Source organism: Geothrix alkalitolerans (assembly GCF_022808885.1).
Taxonomy (GTDB): domain Bacteria; phylum Acidobacteriota; class Holophagae; order Holophagales; family Holophagaceae; genus Geothrix; species Geothrix alkalitolerans.
In genome coordinates this window covers 47,989-62,913 of the sequence record NZ_JAKZLE010000006.1, presented here as the reverse complement: position 1 = coordinate 62,913, position 14,925 = coordinate 47,989, and the positions used below count along the sequence as shown (strand labels likewise).

Annotated in this window: 14 protein-coding genes; 8 read left to right on the top strand and 6 right to left on the bottom strand. The window is 70.4% G+C overall.

Annotated elements, in window-relative coordinates; all coding sequences use genetic code 11:
* Nucleotides 1–201: 201 nt before the first annotated feature.
* Nucleotides 202–1,080 (top strand): DUF817 domain-containing protein, encoded by an 879-nt coding sequence (locus MLJ35_RS12190; protein WP_243384578.1) that lies wholly within the window; start codon nt 202–204, stop codon nt 1,078–1,080.
* Nucleotides 1,081–1,104: 24 nt separating this feature from the next.
* Here MLJ35_RS12190 and MLJ35_RS12185 read toward each other — a convergent pair whose 3' ends face one another.
* Entirely contained in the window at nt 1,105–2,730 is a 1,626-nt protein-coding gene (locus MLJ35_RS12185) for an ATP-binding cassette domain-containing protein (RefSeq protein WP_243384577.1), read from the bottom strand.
* Nucleotides 2,731–2,923: 193 nt separating this feature from the next.
* Nucleotides 2,924–3,379 carry a single-stranded DNA-binding protein gene (locus tag MLJ35_RS12180; RefSeq protein ID WP_243324224.1) on the bottom strand — a complete coding sequence of 152 codons (456 nt, stop codon included), beginning with the start codon at nt 3,377–3,379 and terminating at the stop codon, nt 2,924–2,926.
* Between the two features lie 98 nt (nt 3,380–3,477).
* Between MLJ35_RS12180 and MLJ35_RS12175 the strand changes: the two genes are divergently transcribed.
* From MLJ35_RS12175 to MLJ35_RS12165, 3 genes are all read left to right on the top strand, one after another.
* Complete coding sequence (locus MLJ35_RS12175; protein ID WP_243384576.1) at nt 3,478–4,218, top strand: gamma-glutamyl-gamma-aminobutyrate hydrolase family protein; 741 nt, start codon at nt 3,478–3,480, stop codon at nt 4,216–4,218.
* A 68-nt stretch (nt 4,219–4,286) separates the two neighbouring features.
* Nucleotides 4,287–5,075 (top strand): enoyl-CoA hydratase/isomerase family protein, encoded by a 789-nt coding sequence (locus tag MLJ35_RS12170; RefSeq protein ID WP_243384575.1) that lies wholly within the window; start codon nt 4,287–4,289, stop codon nt 5,073–5,075.
* Between the two features lie 50 nt (nt 5,076–5,125).
* Nucleotides 5,126–5,413 carry a hypothetical protein gene (locus MLJ35_RS12165; protein WP_243384574.1) on the top strand — a complete coding sequence of 96 codons (288 nt, stop codon included), beginning with the start codon at nt 5,126–5,128 and terminating at the stop codon, nt 5,411–5,413.
* A 6-nt stretch (nt 5,414–5,419) separates the two neighbouring features.
* On the opposite strand, the gene MLJ35_RS12160 is transcribed toward MLJ35_RS12165, so the two are convergent.
* From MLJ35_RS12160 to MLJ35_RS12150, 3 genes are read right to left on the bottom strand one after another with little or no spacing between them, the layout of a single operon-like run.
* Nucleotides 5,420–8,224 carry a serine/threonine-protein kinase gene (locus tag MLJ35_RS12160; protein WP_275976532.1) on the bottom strand — a complete coding sequence of 935 codons (2,805 nt, stop codon included), beginning with the start codon at nt 8,222–8,224 and terminating at the stop codon, nt 5,420–5,422.
* An 11-nt stretch (nt 8,225–8,235) separates the two neighbouring features.
* Entirely contained in the window at nt 8,236–8,538 is a 303-nt protein-coding gene (locus MLJ35_RS12155) for a PH domain-containing protein (RefSeq protein ID WP_243384572.1), read from the bottom strand.
* Nucleotides 8,538–9,527 (bottom strand): transketolase family protein, encoded by a 990-nt coding sequence (locus MLJ35_RS12150; RefSeq protein WP_243384571.1) that lies wholly within the window; start codon nt 9,525–9,527, stop codon nt 8,538–8,540. Before MLJ35_RS12150 ends, MLJ35_RS12155 begins: the two co-directional genes overlap by 1 nt.
* 104 nt (nt 9,528–9,631) lie before the next feature.
* Between MLJ35_RS12150 and MLJ35_RS12145 the strand changes: the two genes are divergently transcribed.
* Both MLJ35_RS12145 and hrpB read left to right on the top strand, forming a co-directional pair.
* Complete coding sequence (locus MLJ35_RS12145; RefSeq protein ID WP_243384570.1) at nt 9,632–10,618, top strand: hypothetical protein; 987 nt, start codon at nt 9,632–9,634, stop codon at nt 10,616–10,618.
* Complete coding sequence (gene hrpB, locus MLJ35_RS12140; RefSeq protein ID WP_243384569.1) at nt 10,618–13,086, top strand: ATP-dependent helicase HrpB; 2,469 nt, start codon at nt 10,618–10,620, stop codon at nt 13,084–13,086. Before MLJ35_RS12145 ends, hrpB begins: the two co-directional genes overlap by 1 nt.
* Nucleotides 13,087–13,128: 42 nt before the next feature.
* On the opposite strand, the gene MLJ35_RS12135 is transcribed toward hrpB, so the two are convergent.
* A complete protein-coding gene (locus MLJ35_RS12135; protein ID WP_243384568.1) occupies nt 13,129–13,797 on the bottom strand; it encodes an HpcH/HpaI aldolase family protein in 669 nt (222 codons plus the stop codon).
* Nucleotides 13,798–13,865: 68 nt separating this feature from the next.
* On the opposite strand from MLJ35_RS12135, the gene MLJ35_RS12130 reads away from it, so the two are divergent.
* A complete protein-coding gene (locus tag MLJ35_RS12130; RefSeq protein ID WP_243384567.1) occupies nt 13,866–14,351 on the top strand; it encodes a GNAT family N-acetyltransferase in 486 nt (161 codons plus the stop codon).
* Nucleotides 14,352–14,454: 103 nt separating this feature from the next.
* Nucleotides 14,455–14,823: a holo-ACP synthase gene (locus MLJ35_RS12125; protein WP_243324201.1), complete on the top strand. Its 369-nt coding sequence runs from the start codon at nt 14,455–14,457 to the stop codon at nt 14,821–14,823.
* Nucleotides 14,824–14,925: the final 102 nt, after the last annotated feature.

Below are 14,925 nucleotides of genomic sequence, written 5' to 3'. Positions count from 1 at the left end.
TCACTGGACGCCCCTATGCCAGAAGCACTGAATAGAATGGGTCTCAATATAGGCTTCTACAGCTACTAGGCAAGATAGACCTAAAGCACGAGGCCAAGCCATCCCAGAAGGGGGATCGCCTCATGCGTTCCCCCTCCCGGCCTCCTGGGACCGACAGGGAAACTGATATGGTTCAGGATCCATCAGCCCGACCAGGTCCTCATGCCCTCCTCCTACCTGCCCCGCCTGCGATTCCCCGATCTGAAAGAGCTGGATGAGCGCCTGATCCATCCCGCCGATCGGCCTGACCTGGAGGGTCCGAGACGATTCCTGGCGGAATTCTGGGCCTTCGGCCTCAAGGAGGCCCGGGCCTGCCTCTTCGCAGGGCTCTTCTTCGGCGCCGTGTTCTCCATGCCTCGAGGCGGGGTGATGGGCTTGCCCCGCTACGACCTGCTGCTCCTCGTGGCCCTCGGCATCCAGGGATGGATGGTCTGGTCCCGGCTCGAGACCCTGGACGAACTGAAGGCCATCACCCTGTTCCACGCGATCGGATTCGCGCTGGAGGCCTTCAAGACCTCCCAGGGCATCCGGTCCTGGTCCTATCCGGACGCCGCCTACACCAAGGTCCTTGGCGTGCCCCTCTTCTCAGGCTTCATGTACGCGGCCATCGGCAGCTACCTCATCCAGGCCTGGCGCCTCCTCCACGTGCGGGTGGTCCACCACCCGCCGTACTGGATGGCGTGGGTCCTGGCCACGCTGGTCTACGCCAACTTCTTCACCCACCACTTCATCGGTGATGTCCGCTGGTACCTGGCCGCCTGCGCGCTGGGCCTCTATGCGCGGGCCACCGTGATCTTCCGCCCCCTGGACCGGGAGCGGAGGATGCCCCTGCTGCTGGCCTTCGTGCTGATCGGCTTCTTCATCTGGCTGGCCGAGAACGTCAGCACCTTCCTGGGCATCTGGAGATACCCCAACCAACTCGGCGCCTGGTCCCGGGTGCATGTCGGCAAGTGGAGCTCCTGGTCGCTCCTCATCATCATGACCTTCACCATCGTGGCGAACCTCAAGCACATCAAGGAACGGATCCACGTGCCCGAGTGAGCTCGAAAGGCCCCGGGGAGCGGGCTACCGCCCGGTGGGCGCCAGGTACTCGGCGTAGGTCCCCTGGAAGTCCTCGATGCCTTCGTCAGTGAGGTGCCAGATACGGGTGGCCACTTCGTCGATGATGTCCTCGTCGTGGGTCACGAAGAGGATGGTGCCCTCGTAACGCTGGAGCGCGTCGTTCAGCGCGATGACCGCCTCCAGGTCCAGGTGGTTGGTGGGCTCGTCCAGCACCAGGATGTTGGGCTTCTGCAGCATGAGCTTGCAGAACAGCAGGCGGCAGGACTCGCCGCCGCTCAGCACGTCCGTCATCTTGTTGCCTTCTTCTCCGCGGAAGAGCATCTGGCCCATGACGCCGCGGATCTGCTCCTTGGTGGCGTCCGGGTCGAACTGGTGCAGCCAAGTCACCAGGTCGTAGCCCTTGGGGATGCTCTCGGCGAAGTCCTGCGAGAAGTAGCCCACGTTGGCCTCGTGGCCCCACTTCACCTCGCCCGCGTCCAGCTTCAGGCCGCCTTCGGTCACCTGGGGCGCGTTGGCCAGCAGGGCGTTCAGCAGGGTGGTCTTGCCGATGCCGTTGCGGCCCATGATGGCGACCTTCTCGCCGCGCTGGACCATGGCGGTGAAGCCCTTGATGACCTCGTGGCGCCCGCCCGTCCCGTCCTTGGCTGTGTCGTAGCCCTTCTTCACACCCTCGAACTCCAGCGCGTAGCGGCCGCCAGGCTTGCCGAGGTTGAACTTGATGAAGGGCCGCTGGATGTTGCTGCGCGCCAGGTCGCTGGGCTGGAGGCGCTCCACCTCCTTGCGGCGGCTGTTCACCTGGCTGCTGCGGGTGCCCGCCGCGAAGCGCTGGATGAACTCGTTGAGCTGGGCGATCTTCTTCTCGCGCTGGGCGTTCTCGGATTCGATGCGCGACCGGATCTGCATCTTGGCCATGACCATGTCGTCGTAGCCGCCGGTGTACTGGATGATCGTCTGGTAGTCGATATCGGCGATGTGGGTGCAGACGTTGTTGAGGAAGTGCCGGTCGTGGGAGATCACCACCACCGTGCCCTTGTAGCGGTCCAGGAACTCCTCCAGCCAGTGGATGGAGTCCAGGTCCAGGTGGTTGGTGGGCTCGTCCAGGAGCAGGGCCTCGGGGTTGCCGAACAGGGCCTGGGACAGCAGCACGCGCACCTTCTGGCCACCCTGCAGCTCGCCCATCTTCCGCTCGTGGAGCGCCTCGGGGATGCCAAGGCCATCCAGCAGCACCGCGGCATCGGCTTCGGCGGTGTAGCCGTCCTCGTCGGCCACGATGCCCTCGAGCTCGGCCACACGCATGCCGTCCTCGTCCGTCATCTCGGCCTTCTCGTAGATGGCGTCCCGCTCCTGCAGCGCCTTCCAGAGCCCCGCGTTGCCCATGATCACCGTGTCGATGACGCGGAACGCGTCGAAGGCGAACTGGTCCTGGCGGAGGATGCCCATCTTGCGGGGCCGCTGCACGGTGCCCGTCTGCTGCTCCAGCTCGCCGGCCAGGATCTTCATGAACGTGGACTTCCCCGCCCCGTTCGGCCCCGTCAGGCCGTAGCGCCGGCCCGGGTTGAAGGTGGTGGTGACGTCCTCGAAGAGGATCTTCGCGCCGTAGCGCATGGTGACGTTCTGGACTGCGAGCATGCGGACTCCCGAACCGACCATTGTACGGGAGGATCCTCGATTCTCCGAGAACCCAGCTCCAAACGAGGCCCTGCGGGCCTCGTTTGGAGCTAGGCGGCTTCGCCGCCGGACGAATTCATTTCCTAGCTGCAATACGGCGCCCTCATGGGCGCCGTATTGCAGCCTGCCGAAACCTTCGGCGGGACATCACCCCTTAGAACGGGATATCGTCATCCGGGAAGCTGCCGCCGGCGGCCGGGCTGGGCGCGCCGTGCTCTTCAAAGTCCTGGCTGCCGCCGCGGCCGTAGCCGCCTTCCCGGCTGCCGCCGCCGTCCTCCATGCGGCCCAGCATGACGAAGTTGTCGCAGCGGATGTCGCAGGCGGTCTTCTTCACGCCGGCCTGGTCGGTGTACTCGCGGTACTGGATGCGGCCCTCGATCATGACCTGCTTGCCCTTGCGCAGGTACTTCTCAGCGATCTCGGCCTGCTTGCCCCACACCACGATGTTGTGCCACTCGGTCTTGCTCTGCTTCTCGCCGGCCTGGTTCTTCCAGGTCTCGGTGGTGGCCACGGAGAACCGCGCGACAGACTGGCCCGAGGGCGTGGACTTCAGCTCGGGGTCGCGCCCGAGGTTGCCGATGAGCAGAACCTTGTTCAATGAACCGGACATGATGTCCTCCTTTGTATCGGCGGAGCTCTCCGCCTCACCGTCGACTCAGACCATCTGAGGGGGTGGTAGGGTAATCACGATTCCCCCGGGGCCCAGGCATGTCAAGCGGCAACTCAAATCTTCTGGTGAGCTGTAAAAACAAGTCCGGCGCCGAGAAGCATTACCTTCCGGCCCTGAAGGCCGCGGGCTGGGCGGGGACCGTCCTGCTGGTGACCCCGGGCGATCCCCTGCCGGATCTGGCCGGGATCGCCGGCCTCCTGCTGACGGGCGGCGACGACATCCACCCCCGGCACTGGGACGAGGCCGAGGCCGTCCATCTCAAGGCCGACGTGGACGCGGGCCGCGACGGCTTCGAGATCCCTCTGGTGCGCGCCGCCTGGGAGCGTCGCCTGCCCATCCTCGGCATCTGCCGCGGCGAGCAGGTCCTCAACGTGGCCCTGGGCGGCAGCCTGGTCCAGGACATCCCGGACCACTACGGCTGCGAGCCCTCCCGCCACCAGCACGGCACGCCGGACCAGCCGGACATGCGCCACCGCGTGCAGCTCGCCCCGGGCTCCCGCCTGCGGGCCCTGCTGGGCGAGGACGTCTTCCTCGTCAACAGCCGCCACCATCAGGCCGTGAAGCGCGTGGCGCCCCTCCTGGCGGCCGTGGGCTGGCACCTGGACACGGTCCATGCGGCCACCGGCCCGCTGGTGGAAGCCGTGGAGACCACCGATCCCACCCGCTGGGTCTTCGGCGTCCAGTGGCACCCCGAGAACCTCGTCGGCCTGAAGGGCCCTGCCGGCGACGCCGCCCGTGACCTCTTCGCGGCGTTCGTCAAAGCGATCGGCCACAGATAAACACAGATGGTAGTTTTCTCTATCCGCGTTCATCTGTGTTCATCCGTGGCTAACCCCCTGGAGTTTCCATGCCCTCTCCCATCCGCTTCGAGATCCGCGACCGCGTCGCCACGCTGACGCTGGATAGGCCGGACAAGCTGAACGCGCTGGTACCGGAGATGAAGGAGGGCTTCGAGGAGGCGCTGGCGAAGGCTGCGGAGCCGGGCGTGAAGGCGCTCTTCCTGCGGGGCGCGGGGCGGGCCTTCTGCGCCGGCGGCGACCTCGGGTGGATCACAAAGGCTCTAGCCGAGGGACGCTGGGCGGAGCTGGAGTCCCTGCTGGACCTGGGCGCTGCTGTGGCCCACAGCCTGGCCACCCTGCCGAAGCCCGTGGTGGCCGTGGTCCAGGGCCCGGCGGCGGGCGCGGGCATGAGCCTGGCCCTCTGCGCGGACCTGCGCCTCGCCACGCCCGAGGCCGCCTTCGGCATGGCCTTCGTGAAGATCGGCCTCCACCCGGACTGGGGCGGCAGCGTCATGCTGTCGCGTCTTGTGAACCCTGCCGTGGCCGCAGAGCTGATGATGACCGGCGACACCCTGGACGCCGCCCGAGCCCAGGCCCTGGGCCTCGTGAACCGGATCGTCCCCGCGGACCAGCTGGAGGCCGCCGTGGAAGCCCTCGCCCAGCGCCTGGCGGCGGGGCCCGCTGAGACCTTCGCCCGCATCAAGGCCACCCTGCTCCGCAACCAGGGCCTGGATGCCGAGACCCTGCGGGCCCGCCTCCAGGCGGAAGGCGCCCAGATGAAGGCCGCCATGCGGCACCCCGACGCCAAGGAGGGCCTGGCCGCCTTCTTCGAGAAGCGGGCGCCCCGATTCGCCTGATCCCCCATCCGAGGTGGTGCAAACCGGCATTGTGATAGATTTTTATGTCTATGCCACCCGTCCTCACCATCTGTGCCGATTGCGAACGCCAGGCCCTCCGCAGTCCCCGGCGCGGCAAGGCCATGACCGAAGCCCTGGCCTGCCTCACCCAGCTGCTCCTCAGCCGCAAGCGGCTTCAGGGGCTTCAGATCGTCCGGGATTCCTGCCTGCGGAACTGCCCCTTCGGGCGGATCTGCGTCGCCCTCAGCCAGGGCGAACAGGAAGTACGGCATCACCTCTCGCCGGAGGAGGACCTCAAGGCCGTGGCGGCAAAGCTCGCAGGCACCGCCCGGACTTGACTCACGCTAGCGGGACTCCACCAGAAAGGCGGTCCGTGCGGCTTCGAGTTCGGCCCGGATCTCCGGAGCCTGACGGTTGGGATCCTCGATCGCCCGCACCAGCTCGGCCAGGGCGGCGTCGCGCTGGCCAGACCGGGCCGCCAGCCAGGCCTTGGCCCGGTGGACGTAGGGCGAGTCAGCGGACTTGGCCGGGATGGCGAGGAGCCACTTCCCGGCTTCCTTCAGATCGGGCCGGGGCCTGCGGACCAGACATTCCGAGGCGGCAGCCTGGGCGTTCGCCCGGACCTCCGGAGTCACCCCTTCCGGCAGGAGCTCGAGGACCTGCCGGTAGCCCGCCAGGGCGGGGCCGAAGCGCTGCTGGAGGCGATCCAGCTCGGCCACGTAGAACCGGCACTCAGCCTCGATGGTCCGCAGCCCCGACGTCTCCGCAAGGTCGAGCGCGCGGCGGTGGAAGACCGCGGAACCAGGCAGGTCCCCCTTCATCTGGGCCAGGATGCCGAGGTTCCGCAGGCAGGTGATGCGGCCCACCCGATCGCCCACGGATTCGCGGGTCGCCAGGGCGGCGGTCAGCCGCGCCTCGGCCGCCGGCAGGTCCCGGGCCATGAGCGCGACCACCCCCAGGTTGTTCTGGGCCAGGGCCTCGCCCCACCGGTTCCTCAGCCCCTGCTGGAGGTTCAGGTTGCTCTGGTAGAGGGCTTCGGCGGTCGCGAGATCGCCCCGCTTCAGCGCCAGATTGGCCAGGTTGTTCTGGGCCAGGGACTGGTACACCTTGTCCCCGGTCTGCTGGCTGAGCTGGAGGGAACGCTCGTAGAATTCCCGGGCCGCCTTGGACTTCCCCCGCTCGGCCGCGATGAGCCCCAGGTGGTTGTAGGCGATGATCTCCCCATCCCGGTCCCCGATGGCCTGGGCCAGAGCCAGGGTGGCTTCCCGGAGCTTCTCGGATTCATCGAGCTGCCCGAGGTCCTTGGCCAGGTACGCCTTCAGGGCCAGGGTCCGCCCCTCGGCCCACCGGTCCCCGGTGGCCTTCGCGGACATGAGCGCCCAGTTGGCGACCGCGGGCGCCTGGTCCCGGCCGAGGCGGCGGAGGCAGGCGGCATAGGCCGACACGGCGCTGGAGAAGGCCGGGGCCTTCATGGCAGCGTCCTGGAGATAGGGTTCGCTGCCCTTGAAGTCCCCCTTCAGGAACAAAGCCTTCCCCTGGGCATAGGCCGCAAAGGCTTGCGGCGGCACCGGCGTGTTCTGGATCGTGCCTGCCCGAAGCGGGTCCACCTTCCGAAGCAGGTCACTGGCGGCGGGATCCACCAGTTCATAAGGCGCGAACGAATCCTGGCTGGGGGCCCGAGCCGCCCCCGAGAAGCGGACGCGTCCCGATCCGTCCACCAGCTCGTAGGTCAGCACATTCACCTGCCCGGCGGGGTCCCGGCCCAGGGTTCCCCGGAGGAACAGCTGGGCGCCCAGGGCGTTGGCGATCCGAGGCTGGCTGGCCGGATCCAGGGCTTCTGCGGCGGAGATCCGGAGGGTCGACAGCACCCGGGCCACCGATTCGGGTTCCACCACGTCCAGGTGAGGCGAGCCCCGCAGGGCCGTCGACAGGAGCTCGGTCATGCCCACGCCCACCTGGGCCTCGAAGGCCGGATCCCCCGTGGCGTTGCGGATCGGCATGACCGCCATCCGCGGCGGACGTCCCCTGCCGAGGTCCCCGATGATGCTGCGTCCGAACAGGTAGTAGCCGCCCCCCGCCACCGCGGCGAGGCCGATGGCGAGACCGGCGGCCCACCGGACGGCCGGGTTCCCCGCCAGGTGGCGGCTGATGGCATCGGCCACCTGGCGGCTCGTCGGCCGCTTGGCCGCTTCCCGCAGGAGCATGGTCCGCAGCAGGGCCCCGAGCCATCGGGGCAGCCCCCGACCCCGCAGCGGCCGGAGGTCGCCCTGGATGGTGGCCATCATCCTCTCCCGGCCCTCGCCGGGAAACGGGTGGTCCCCCAGCAGAAGCTCCCAGGCGACCACACCCAGGGAGAACACGTCGCTCGCCGGACCGACGCGCTTCCCCCGCATCTGCTCCGGAGACGCGTAGGTGGGGCTGCCCATGAACACGCCAGCTTCCGTCATCTCGCCCCAGTCCGAAGGAGACGGAGAGGGAGGCGCGGAGCCCACGCTCGTCCGTTCCTCCCGGTCCGGGGCCGGGACAGCCGCCAGCGTCGGTCCGCTCTCCTGCGGGTGAGACAGGCCCGCGAGATTGAGGATGTTCCCAGTCGGATCCTCCCCCTCGGCCGAGGTTGCATCCACGAGCCTGGCCAGGCCAAAATCCAGGACCTTGACCTGGCCATCGGCATCCACCATCACGTTGCTGGGTTTCAGGTCCCGGTGGATGATCCCCTTGGCGTGGGCCGCCTCCAGGGCGTAGGCAATGGCGCGCAGGACCTGGAGCTTGCGCCGGAAGTCCAGCCCCTTCGCCAGCTCGGCCAGGGTCTTCCCCTCGATGAACTCCATGGCGATGTAGGCGCTCCCGTCCGCCTCCACCCAGTCGTGCACCTGGCACACGTTCCGGTGATTTAGCTGGGCCAGCGCCTTGGCCTCCCGGCGGAACCTGGCCTTGGCCATGGCCTTCCCGTCCTCGCCCAGGTGGATCGCCTTGAGGGCGACCCTCCGCTCCAGCACGGGGTCCCAGGCCAGATACACGGCCCCCATGCCTCCCCGCCCCAGGAGAGCCTGCACTTGGAAGCGGCCGATCCTGGACCCCGCGGGCAGGACGCCGGCCCCGGAAGGGCGCCGGGACTCCGGATCGGGAGGCGCTGGCGTCGCTGGCGGCATGGCCTCCCCTCTTAGCGCATGCCCCGGCTCTGCGCGGCCTCGATGAGCTCCTTGATGCGGCGGGCGTCGGCCTTGGTGTGGCCGTGGCTGGTAAGGGGGTCGCTGCCGCCGGTGCTCTCGACGGTGAGGTCAGACCAGAGCAGGCCCGTCTCGATGCGGACGCTGGCCACCTTGGAGAGGTGGATGCTGATCTCGTTCACCGTGAACCAGGACCGCTTGCGACGGATCACGGCGCTGTCCGTCACCTCGATCACGGTGACGAACAGATGGTTTCCCTTGGTCCAGCGGCTGGCCTGGAAGGTCTCGGTGGCCATCAGAGGGCGGCCTTGGCGGCGGCCACCACGGCCGCGGGCGTGACGCCGTAGGCCTCCAGCAGTTTCTCGGGCTTACCGCTCTGGCCGAACTGGTCCTGCACGCCCACGCGGCGCAGGGGCATGGGGTGGGCCTCGGAGAGGATCTCCGCCACCACACCGCCCAGGCCGCCGTGGGCCTGGTGCTCCTCGCAGGTGACGACGGCCCGGTGGGCCTTGGCCAGCTTCAGCAGGGTCTCCCGGTCGAAGGGCTTGATGGTGGGGCAGTGCAGCACCGTGGCCTCGATGCCTTCGGAAGCCAGCCGCTCCGCAGCCTCGAGACAGATGGACGTCCCCAGGCCGCAGCCCACCAGCAACACGTCCGTACCAGCGCTGGGCGCTTCCGCGCTTGGCCGCATCATCACAGCCTTGCCGATCTGGAAGCGGTAGTCCTCGGCATGGATACGGGGGAACTTGTCGCGGGTGAGGCGGACGTAGACGGGGCCCTGGTGGGCATAGGCGGCGCGGATGGCCTGCTTCGTCTCGAGAGCGTCCGCGGGCGAGATCACCGTCATGCCGGGGATCATGCGCATGAGGGCCAGATCCTCCAGGCACTGGTGGGTGCCGCCGTCCTCGCCCACGGTGAGGCCCGCATGGGTGGCCACGATCTTCACGTTCTGGTGGCCCACACCGCAGGCCTGGCGCACGAATTCGTAGGCGCGGCCTGTGGCGAACATGGCGAAGGTGCTCACGAAGGGCACCACGCCCGTGGTGCTGGCCCCGGCGGCGGCGGCCACCATGCCCTGCTCGGCGGCGCCCATGTTGAAGAAGCGCTCCGGGAAGGCCTTGGCGAACTTGCTGGTGCGGGTGGACCCGGCCAGGTCCGCGTCGAAGACGACGATGTTGGCGCCTTCGTTGCCCAGCTCCACCAGGGTGTCCCCGTAGGCGTCCCGCAGGCTGTCCATCGCCACGCCCGCCTTGCCGCCCACGCCCGCCGTCTCCATGCCCGCCATGAGGTCTCCTTGAGGCTCCATTCTACGCGAGGGAGGCCGGCGCCGCCGCGCGTCGCCGCATCGGGATCGCCAGAGGCGGTCCCGCAGGTTGGTAGGCTGGAAAGATGCGACGTCCCCGACCCGCCGCCCTCCTGTGGGGCCTCTTTGCCGGCTTGAGCCTCGCCGGGGCCGCCCTGCGCCTCCGCGCCCCCCATACCCCGGCCCTGCCCTGGATCGGGGGTGCCCTGCTCGTACTGCTGGCGTTCCGCCTCTCGGCGATGGCCCTGGACTGGCGCCGGGGACGCCTCCTGGGCACGCGCCTCCTGCTGCCGGGCCTGCTGCTGGCCGAGGGCCTCGGACTCGCCCTGCCCGGCCTTACGGCCCCGGCCGCGAAGGTCCGCCTGGGCATCGCCCTGGTGCTGGAGGCCCTGCTGCTGGTCCTGGCCCTCCGGGCCTGGCGCACGGCCCGGTCCACGCCTGGCGCCTGGCCGGAGGACCGGATCGCCGCCGCCTTCGAGGCCTTCGTGCCGACCCGTGCCGCCCGGCTCATGGCCCTGGAGCTGGTGATGCTGGGCGGCGCCCTGCGCTTCCTCCTCGGCGGCTTCCGCGATCCTGCCCCAGAAGGGTTCAGCCACCATCGGGAATCCGCCCTCCGCAGCTTCCTCCCGGCCCTGCCCCTCCTCATCCCCGGTGACGTCCTGCTGATGAAGGCCCTCTTCTCGGGACTGCCGGCCTGGGCCCGCTGGACGCTGCACGGCTCCACGGTCTACGCCGTGCTCTGGCTGGTGGGCCTCTACGCCTCGATCAAGGCCCGCCCCCACCAGGTCCAGGACGGTGAGGTGCGCCTCCACCAGGGCCTGGTGAAGTCCGTGGCCTTCCCGGCGGCCTCGGTGCGGTCCGCCGCGCCCCTGCCGGACTTCGACGACGACTGGGCCCGCCACGCCCACCTCAAGGGCGTGTCGAGGCTCGTCGCCAAGGGGGCGCCCCTGCTGGAGCTGGCCCTGGCGGCCCCCGTCCGGGTGGACGGGATGCTGGGCGCCGGCCGGCCCACCCAGCGGCTGCTGGTCTCCGTGGACGACCCGGCCGCCTTCCGCGCGGCGCTGGGGTGCTGATGCGGACGCCCCTTCCCATCGACCCCCTGCTGCCCCGGATCGTGGCCAGCCTGCGGGACGCCCCGAACCTGGTGCTCCAGGCCGATCCGGGCGCGGGGAAAACCACACGGGTTCCTCCGGCCCTGCTGGAGGCGGGGCTCCTCGGGGGCGGCGAGTGCTGGATCCTGGAGCCCCGGCGCCTGGCCGCCCGCCTGGCTGCCACCCGTGTGGCCGACGAGCTGGGCGAGGCTCTGGGCGAGCGGGCGGGATACGCCGTGCGCTTCGAGCAGAAGATCTCGAAGGCCACGCGCCTGCGCTTCGTGACGGAAGGCCTGCTGCTGCGCCGCCTCCACGGCGATCCGGCGCTGAAGGGCATCGCGGCGGTGGTGCTGGACGAGTTCCACGAGCGCCACCTGCACACGGACCTGGGCCTCACGCTCCTGCGGCGGCTCCAGCGCATGGCGCGGCCGGACCTGAAGCTCCTGGTCATGTCCGCCACCCTGGACCCGGGCCCCGTGGCCGCCTACCTGGATGCCCCCGTGCTGCAGAGCACGGGTCGGGCCTTCCCCGTGGACACGGCCTTCCTGACCCGCCCCGACGACCGGCCCGTGGAGCTGCAGGTGGCCGACGCCCTGGAGCGCCTCTACGGCGAAGGGCTGAAGGGGCACACCCTGGTCTTCCTGCCCGGCGCCGCGGAGATCCGCGCCTGCCTGAAGGGTTGCGAGGCCCTGGCCGCGCGGCGGGGCCTGAGCCTGCGGCCCCTGCATGGCGAGCTGTCGCCCGAGGCCCAGGCCTTCGCGCTGGAGGCCACGGAGACGCCCAAGGTCATCCTCAGCACCAACGTGGCGGAGAGCTCCGTCACCCTGGACGGCATCGGCGCCGTGGTAGACACGGGCCTGGGCCGGGAAGCGTCCCACTCGCCCTGGTCGGGCCTCTCGGGCCTGCGCACCGTGCGCATCAGCCAGGCGCGCTGCACCCAGCGCACGGGCCGCGCGGGCCGCACGGGTCCGGGCCGCTGCCTGCGCCTCTTCACGGAAGCCGACTTCAACGCCCGGCCCGCCTTCGACACGCCGGAACTCCAGCGGGCGGACTTGGCGGAGCCGCTGCTGGCCCTGCATGGCATGGGCATCACACGGCTTTCTGATCTCCACTGGTTCGAGGCGCCTCCCGAGGCCGCCGTGGCCGCCGCCGAGGGCCTGCTCGCGCGCCTGGGCGCCCTGGCGGACGGCGCCCTCACGCCCGTGGGCCGGCGCATGGCGGACCTGCCCCTGCACCCGCGCCTGGCGAGGCTGGCCATCGCCGGGGAGGACCTGAGCATCCCCCGGCTGGCCCTGCGGGCCGCGGCCCTCCTGGAGACCGGCAGCCTGTCGGCCCGCCAGGGCTTGGATCGCGCCCCCGTGAAGACGGGCCACGGCGCCGACTCGGACCTGCTGCTGCGGCTGGACCACTTCGAGGAGGCCGAGGCCGCGGGCTTCGGCGCGGGCGCCTGCCGGGCCGCGGGGCTGGACGCCTCCGCCGTGCACCGCGCCAAGCGGGCCGTGCAGTCCCTCTCGCGCCTGCTGCCGGCCGTGCCGGAACCTGCGGATGCCGAGGCGCGCCTGCTCCGGGCCCTCCTCGCCGCGTACCCCGACCGCGTGGGGCAGCTCTCAGCCAACGGCACCTGCGCCTTCGCGGGCGGCGGCGGTGCGAAGCTCGACCCCGCCAGCCGCGTGCGCCGGCCCGGCCTCGTCCTGGCGCTGGAGGCGGAGGCCGCGAAGCAGGGCACGGGCACCCAGACCCTCATCCGCCTGGCCTCCCGCTGCGAGGCCGACTGGCTGCTGGACGCCTTCCCCGAGCGCCTGGAGGCCGTGGACGAGCTGCAGTTCAACGCCTCCGCGGGTCGGGTAGAGCGCCGCTCCGAGATCCGCTTCGACGGGCTGGTGGTCGACAGCAGCCGAGGTCCCGCGGATCCTTCGGACCCGCGGGCCGGGGAACTGCTCGGGGAAGCGCTGCGCGGCCGTCCCCTGGACGAGGTGCCGGCGAGGTTCCTGGCGCGGCTGGCCTTCCTGCGGAAGCACCGGCCGGACCTGGATCTGCCCGAGGATCTGCTGGGCCCGCTGCTGGCGGGAGCCTGCGTCGGGCGGACGACGCTGCGCGAGGTGCAGGACGTGGACTGGCCCGCGGCCCTGCGCCAGGCCTTCCCTCCGGAAACCCTGCGCCTGCTGGACACTTGGGCCCCGGACGCCATTCAGCTGCCCAAGGGGCGGCCCACCAAGGTCCACTACGAGGACGACCCGCCCTGGATCGCCTCGCGCCTCCAGGACTTCTGGGGCCTCAAGAAGACGCCCGCCGTGGCCGGCGGCGCCGTGCCCCTGGTGCTGCACCTGCTGGCCCCCAACATGCGGGCCGTGCAGGTCACCACGGACCTCGCCGGCTTCTGGCAGCGCGCCTACCAGGAGCTGCGCCCCGCCCTCTCGCGGCGCTACCCCAAGCACCACTGGCCGGAGTGAGGGATTCAGTCTGGAGTCTGGAGTCCGGAGTCCAGACTTCCTTCAGCGGTCCAGCCCCTCCAACATCGCCCGGGCCCCGGCCTCCAGCAGGGCGCCGTCGGTGCCGGTGGCCAGGAGGGTGAAGCCGTCGGCTTCGTGGGGGCGGATCTCGGCGGCGGTCATGCGGAAGATGCCCAGGGGCATGTGGGCCTCGCGGCAGGTCCGGGCGATGGTCGCGATGGCCGAGCGGATCTCGGGATGGTCAAACTGCTCGGACAGCCCCAGGCTGGCGCTCAGGTCGTAGGGGCCCACGAAGACCGCGTCCACGCCGGCCACGCGGGCGATGGCCGCGATGTCGGTCAGGGCCTCCTTGGATTCGGCCTGCACCACCACCAGGCACCGGCCCTTCACGGCCTGCACCACGGCCTCAGCCTGGGCCGCGGCATCCACGTGAGGCACGATGAGGCCCGCCACGCCGCAGCCTGCGGCTTCGGCCAGGAGATCCGGATCCAGGCGCGGCACCCGCAAGAGGCAGGGCACCGCGCCCTTCAGGGCCGCCAGGGTGCGGGAGGCTTCCGGCAGGCCGAAGCCGCCGTGCTCCCCGTCCAGGAAGAGCCAGTCGAAACCCTGGCGCGCCAGGGCCGTGGCCACCTCCGGCCTCGGAATCTGCACCAGGGTGCCCAGCAGGCGCTCGCCGGCGCGGAGCCGGTCGCGGAAGGAAGTCAGGGACATGCGCACCTCCACCCTCCAGGGTGGACTGGATCCGATCGGTACGGGACCGGTTTGGTAACCTTGGACCCATGCTGACCTTCCGACCCATCGAGCCCCGGGACGACGCCGCCATGGCGGCCCTCATCCGCGCGGTGATGCCCGAGTTCGGCGCCGACGGGCCGGGCTTCGCCCTCCATGACCCCGAGGTGGACTTCATGAGCCGGGCCTACGGCGGTCCGGGCGCCGCCTACTTCGTGGTGGTGGACAAGGCCGGGAAGGTGGTGGGCGGCGCGGGCGTGGCGGCCCTGGAGGGCGGCGAGTCCGGCGTGTGTGAGCTGCGCAAGATGTACTTCCTGCCCGAAGCCCGGGGAAAGGGCATGGGCGAGGCGCTGCTGCGGCACTGCCTCCAGGTGGCGAAGGACCTGGGCTACCGCACCTGCTACCTGGAGACCCTCACGGGCATGGACCAGGCCATGAAGCTCTACGGGAAGGTGGGCTTCCAGCCCCTCTGCGCGCCCCTGGGCCGCACCGGCCACGGCGGCTGCGACCGCTGGTACGCGCGGGAGCTGGCGTGACAGTCCTCAGTCCTCAGTCTTCAGGCCTCAGTCAGCTCGCGCGCCATGGCTGGCCCTTCTTGACTGACTGCCGACAGCTGACCGCTGACAGCCAGGAGCTCGCATGATCCTCGGCCTCGGAACCGACCTCTGCCCGCCCAGCCGCTGGCGGCACCTCATCGTGCGCTTCGGGGCCGAGAAGGGCGCGCGGCGGATCCTCCACCCGGAGGAGGCAGACTACCTGCTGGGGGGCAACCGGGAGCGGCTGCCCGAGCGGCTGGCGGGACGCTGGGCCCTGCGGGAGGCCTTCGGCAAGGCCCTGGGCACGGGCCTGGACGGCTGGTCCTGGAAGGAGCTGCGCTACGTGAACGGGCGGATGTGGGCCGTGGGGGCCCTGGCCGACCTGCTGGCCGCCCGCGGCATCCGCAAGCTCCACGGCAGCGTGAGCCACGACGGGGACCTGGCCGTGGCCGTGGTCATCCTCGAGGACTGATCCCTCGCTACGCCCGCACTCGACTGGAAAAGCGTCCATAAGCGGAGGCAGAGAACATGCACCGGGCGTTTCCGCGCCTTCCGTGTCCCTGCTTGTCGGGCC